The organism is Ralstonia sp. AU12-08 (assembly GCF_000442475.1).
Taxonomy (GTDB): Bacteria; Pseudomonadota; Gammaproteobacteria; order Burkholderiales; family Burkholderiaceae; genus Ralstonia; species Ralstonia insidiosa.
Genome location: NZ_ASZV01000048.1, coordinates 1 through 5,213, shown reverse-complemented (window position 1 = coordinate 5,213; position 5,213 = coordinate 1). Strand labels below are relative to the sequence as shown.

The 5,213-nt window shown below is 59.5% G+C and carries 5 protein-coding genes; 2 read left to right on the top strand and 3 right to left on the bottom strand.

The features are described from left to right. Positions 1 to 255: nicotinamide mononucleotide transporter (locus C404_RS54895; RefSeq protein WP_021197344.1), on the top strand; the 255-nt coding region annotated here is incomplete at its 5' end. A 27-nt stretch (positions 256 to 282) separates the two neighbouring features. Here C404_RS54895 and C404_RS0130445 read toward each other — a convergent pair. The 3 genes from C404_RS0130445 to C404_RS54885 form a co-directional block, all read right to left on the bottom strand. Further along, positions 283 to 696: a CzcE family metal-binding protein gene (locus C404_RS0130445; protein WP_004635279.1), complete on the bottom strand. Its 414-nt coding sequence runs from the start codon at positions 694 to 696 to the stop codon at positions 283 to 285. A gap of 173 nt (positions 697 to 869) precedes the next feature. Further along, positions 870 to 1,790 carry a copper resistance protein B gene (locus C404_RS54890; protein WP_004635281.1) on the bottom strand — a complete coding sequence of 307 codons (921 nt, stop codon included), beginning with the start codon at positions 1,788 to 1,790 and terminating at the stop codon, positions 870 to 872. A gap of 22 nt (positions 1,791 to 1,812) precedes the next feature. Continuing rightward, positions 1,813 to 3,792, bottom strand: a complete 1,980-nt coding sequence (locus C404_RS54885; RefSeq protein WP_004635283.1) for a copper resistance system multicopper oxidase — start codon at positions 3,790 to 3,792, stop codon at positions 1,813 to 1,815. 176 nt (positions 3,793 to 3,968) lie between these two features. Here C404_RS54885 and C404_RS54880 point away from each other — a divergent pair. Continuing rightward, on the top strand, positions 3,969 to 5,213 hold a 1,245-nt coding region (locus C404_RS54880; protein WP_037012630.1), incomplete at its 3' end, for an HAD-IC family P-type ATPase.

Genomic DNA, 5,213 nt, shown 5'->3' with positions numbered 1-5,213 from the left:
GTGAACGCACTGCAACTCTTCGTCATCCTGGCCGGCTTGACCGGTCAGCTCCTTATTGCGAGGAAGGATCCGCGCGGCTATCTCGCTTGGATCGCCGGTAACATCGGACTGGTGTTCGTCTACTTGGAGACCAAGCAATTTGCCTTGATTGCACTGCAATTCATCAATACAGCAATCCAGGTTGCCGCCCTGATCGCTTGGGGACGGGGGAGGCGGCGCAGCGACACCAGCCCCGCACGACCGAGTGAGTCGTAACGGGACCGAAGTGAACGAACGAAAGTCCTAACTGCCTGTGAGCCACTTGCTGCGCGCAATGATGACGCGCACACCCTTAGCGTCGGGCACATCCGGCAGCAGAACGCCCAAATCGACCGAAGTACTCTGCATTGCTTCGATGAACGTCCATGCTTGCGTCCCAGTCCCCGCCGAAAAAGCGACGGTTTCACCGGATTCGACGTTGATGTATTTCATTCCTGGCTTAACTGTCAAAGTGCGTGCAGCCAGCGACACTGGCGCGGGCGAGCCGAAGAGCAACGCCGTCCTGTTCACATCCGGTTGAGTTGCTGACGGGCTTTGCCGCACATGTTCGATCCAATTGTCCCCGCCGTCGCCACGGAATTTGTCTGAGGCCCATGCCGCCGAACTGCCTGCGAAGAGGACTGCGAGCATGAGCGGAACAAGTCGATTGCGATTCATCGTTTTCTCCTGGAACGTGACTGATGTCAAGCATTCTAGAGAGGCAATCCTCTCGCTTCGATGACCCGCAAATTACGTCTTGGTAAGACGTTCATGCCGACGGCGCGATCGGGAAACCGCGATGCTGAGCTATATAGCAAAGCGCCCAGAGCGCAGCCTGACAGGCTCCTGGTTCAAAACCACCATCGTATTCCAGCCACGATCTGCTTGTTTACGGCGTCTTGCCCCGCCGCTCGCGCAAACTCTGCGCTCCTTCCCAGTTTCCTGCTCCAAACCACGCCAATGTACGGAGCGAAGTCGCGCCGAAGTTCGTATCGCAGTCGCAAGCCGAGGCGAACATCGGCCAGCCCGCGGCCAATCTCGCGCGCCTGGTCGGTCTTCGAGTAGACGTTGGCTTCGATTTCGGGAGTGAGGGCACTTCGCTGCGAGAGGCGGACATCGTAGGTAGCACGCACACGGGCCGCAAGACGCCCGCCATTACTGACGTACAGGGTCGCTTCGACATCGAACCAGTATGGCGCGAGCCCTTGCACTCCAAAGGCAGCCCACGTACGTGTTGGTCCACCACCGAAGTCGCGGCGAACGCCTGCCTGCCAATCCCAAAATGTGGCAAATGCATGACCCCACAACGCTTCAACTTTGGCGTCTGCGGTTTGACCGAACAGTCGCTCGCCCTCGGTCTTCAACCATAGTCGGTCAAGATCCTTACCGAACCAGCCTTGCATGTCCCATGCCCATCCCGTCGCGTCGCGAGTGCGTACCGTCTCGAGCCGATCGAGCAGAAACTGATGATAGACATCGTTGTCGACCATGGTGTCGCCCGGCACGGCGATGCCTCGGCTGGGATTCTGCATTGGCACGCGGGGTTCGTCACTGGGGGTGATCACATTGACGCCTTCCTCTTGGGAAGGTAAGTCGGGCTTTTGTGTTGCAAGTACCTGCGCTTCTTGCCCATGGGCCTGAGACGGTGTGCCGTGTGGCGTCTGCGGCATGCCTGGCGTGGGCGCCTCAGACGTGTGGGCGCCTGCAAGCCGCACGGTGAGCAATAAGGCTGCGGCAACCAAACGCAGCCGTCCCTTCACTCCTGGCAACATGACGCGCTCCTTTGTCCAAGGGTCAGGCCACAACCACCTTGCGGAACATACCGGCTTCCATGTGGTACAGCAGATGACAATGAAATGCCCACTGGCCCGGGGCATCCGCAGTTACGAGGAAACTGATCTGCTTGGATGGTTGAACGTTGATGGTGTGCTTACGGACGAGCGCTTGACGCTCCGTGTTTTCAAGCTCGCTGAACATCCCGTGCAGGTGCATAGGGTGATTCATCATGGTGTCATTAACGAGAGTGATCCGCAGCCGTTCGCCGTAGTACAGACGGATCGGCTCGGCCTCCGAGAACCTTTTGCCATCGAATCCCCAGATGAACCGTCGCATGTTGCCGGTCAGATGCAACACGATCTCGCGGCCCGGAGGCCGATCGTCATAGGGCTGGCCCAGCGTTCGCAAGTCTGCGTAGGTCAAAACCCTCCGGCCATTTTGGCGCAATCTCGGCCCAGGGTCTGCGAGCGACTTGGAAGGGTTCATCGACCGCATGTCGACTTCGGGGCCGCCGTGCATACCCAGCATCGTCATTGGGTGGGAATGCTCGGGCTTACCATCGTGGGACATCGACATGGAGGGTTTCATGCCGGCCATGCCTTCATCGCCGGACTGCAGTCGCATGCCTGGCATGGCGTCGGCCGCGGTTTCGCCCCCCGCCTGCATAGAGTGGCCGAGGGGGGAATGGATGCCGTTGTCCTGAGTTTCCATCGTTTCATTGGGTGGCCCGCTGGTCATAGACATTCCGTTCATGTTCATGTCCATGCCCATGTCAGCCATGGTCAGCCAGGTTTTGGGGTCCATAATAGGAATCGCGGCCCGCATGCCGTGCTTCGGCGCGAGGGTGGCACGTGCATATCCGCTGCGGTCCATCGCCTGTGCAAATATGGTGTATGCCTCATTCCGGGGCATCTGCACCAACACATCGTAGGTCTCCGCTACACCAATCCGAAACTCGTCGACGTTCACGGGTTCGACATCTTGTCCGTCCGCCGCACAAACTCGCATGGTCAGGCCCGGGATGCGAACATCAAACGTTGTGGTGGCCGATCCATTGATGAAGCGCAAACGTACGTATTCGCCTGCCTCCGCGATAGCTGTCCAGTTAGTGAAGGGTGTGGCGCCATTGACCAAGTAGCAGTAGGTTGCAGCAGAGACATCGGCGAGGTCCGTGGGATTCATGCGCATCTGGTTCCACATACGCCGTCGAGCCAGTGCTTTTGAGAGGCCCGCCGCCCTGACGTCGGCCACAAAATCAGTGACCGTCGGTAATTGGAAATTGTAAAAATCACTCGACTGCTTCAAGTGAAGGAAGACGTTTTCAGGATCTTCGTCAGTCCAATCACTCAGCATAACGACGTAGTCCCTGTCGCTAGGTATGGGGGCCGGCCTTTGTGGCTCGATCACCAATGGGCCATAGAGGCCGAGTTGCTCCTGAAAGCGGGTGTGGCTGTGGTACCAGTATGTACCGGCCTGTCGGACCTTGAATTTGTAGACGAAGGTCTGGTGAGCAGGAATGCCGGGAAAGGACACGCCAGGCACGCCATCCATGGCAAACGGAACGAGGATGCCATGCCAGTGGATCGAAGTTTGCGTGGCCAGTGTGTTGGTGACCCGCAGCGTTACCTCGGAACCTTGTTTCCAACGCAGGATGGGCGCAGGAATTGATCCGTTTACCGTAAGCGCGTACCGTAAATGCCCCGTGAAATTGACGGGTGTGCGCCCAATTGTCAGAGCGAATTCGGTTCCGGACAGGTCAGTTGAACGATCCTGGCTTTGCAGCCCCGAAGCAGGCGTGCCGATACCGGCCCCCGTTGCCGCCAAGCCCGCCCCAGCCATTTGGCGTAGAAATTTGCGCCGCAGCGCCAAGTCGATTGAAGTGTTGTCGCCCACGATCCTTGCTCCCGTTGGAAGGTTGTGCCCCTGCGTCACGAACGCGAGGAGGACCTCCATAGCAATCCCCGGGGAGTCGTTCAGCATGAGACAGTCGTTCAGCATGAGACGTGCCCGGAATTCGCATGGACCTGCACCGCAGACCAAGCTCGTGGCCACAGAAGCACGTCCCTTGTGAATCCATTGATACCGTCATTGCGGACCGTTGTCCTCGGGGTGGTTGATCGCTATGCTGACCACGACACTGCCACGTGCCAGTTTTTTCCAACAGGATGCCGAGCATGAGCCGCCAGCACAGCCACAGAGAAGCCGCCTCCCCGCGACAAAGCGCCGATACGGCGCACGACCACAATGAGCCCACGCAACCCCACGCACACCACTGCAATGTGCATGGTCACCATGCTCACTCGGCAGGCGCGCCGCGGGCTGTCCCGGGCGACGAGGCAAGTGTTTCACCACCGGCATCCGCGTCCACGATTTACACCTGTCCAATGCATCCTGAGATCCGCCAGGATCATCCCGGCACGTGTCCTAAATGCGGCATGACGCTGGAGCCGATCATGCCGGCGGGGGAGGAGGAAGAGAATGCGGAGCTCATGGATTTCCGGCGACGCTTCTGGATAAGCTTGCCATTGACCGCGATGGTCTTTGTGCTGGCCATGGCTGGATATCGTCTCATTCCCCTAAATCCAGCATGGAAGAACTGGCTCGAGTTGGTGCTTGCCACGCCGGCCGTGCTTTGGGCTGGCTTGCCATTCTTCGAGCGCTGTGTGCAATCCTTCTTGCACCGCAGCCCGAACATGTGGACGCTTATCGGGCTGGGGACGAGCGCGGCCTATCTCTATAGCGTAGTCGCGACAGTCGCACCGGACGTATTCCCCTCGACCTTCGCGGCGAGCGGCCGGGTGGAAGTGTATTTTGAAGCGGCAGCCGTAATCATTTCGCTGACCCTGCTGGGGCAAATGCTCGAGCTGAAGGCCCGCTCACAGACATCGGCCGCCATCAAGTCCCTACTGGGCCTTGCCCCCAAAACAGCCAGGCGCATCGACGCGGACGGCAGTGAAGAAGATGTTCCGATTGCCCATGTCCATGTGGGCGATTTGCTGCGTGTGCGGCCCGGTGAAAAGGTGCCCGTGGATGGTGTCGTGGTCGAGGGCGCGAGCGCGCTCGACGAGTCGATGATCACCGGTGAGCCGATTCCAGTCTCCAAACGCGCGGGTGACCACGTCATCGGTGCAACCCTGAACACCTCGGGTGCGCTTGTGGTCCGGTCCGAGAAAGTGGGCGCGCAGACCGTTTTGTCGCAGATCGTGCAAATGGTCGCGCAAGCGCAGCGCTCCAAGGCGCCGATGCAGCGAATGGCGGACAAGGTGGCAGGCGTCTTCGTCATCGGCGTGGTCGCCATCGCTGTCATGACGCTCGTCGCCTGGGGGATCTGGGGCCCCCAGCCAAGCTGGGCCCACGGCTTGATCAACGCGGTTGCTGTGCTGATCATCGCGTGCCCGTGCGCGCTCGGGCTGGCCACA

Coding starts and splice junctions, on each gene's coding strand:
- C404_RS0130445 (WP_004635279.1), bottom strand. CDS start 696: ATGAATCGCAATCGACTTGTTCCGCTCATGCTCGCAGTCCTCTTCGCA.
- C404_RS54890 (WP_004635281.1), bottom strand. CDS start 1,790: ATGTTGCCAGGAGTGAAGGGACGGCTGCGTTTGGTTGCCGCAGCCTTA.
- C404_RS54885 (WP_004635283.1), bottom strand. CDS start 3,792: ATGCTGAACGACTGTCTCATGCTGAACGACTCCCCGGGGATTGCTATG.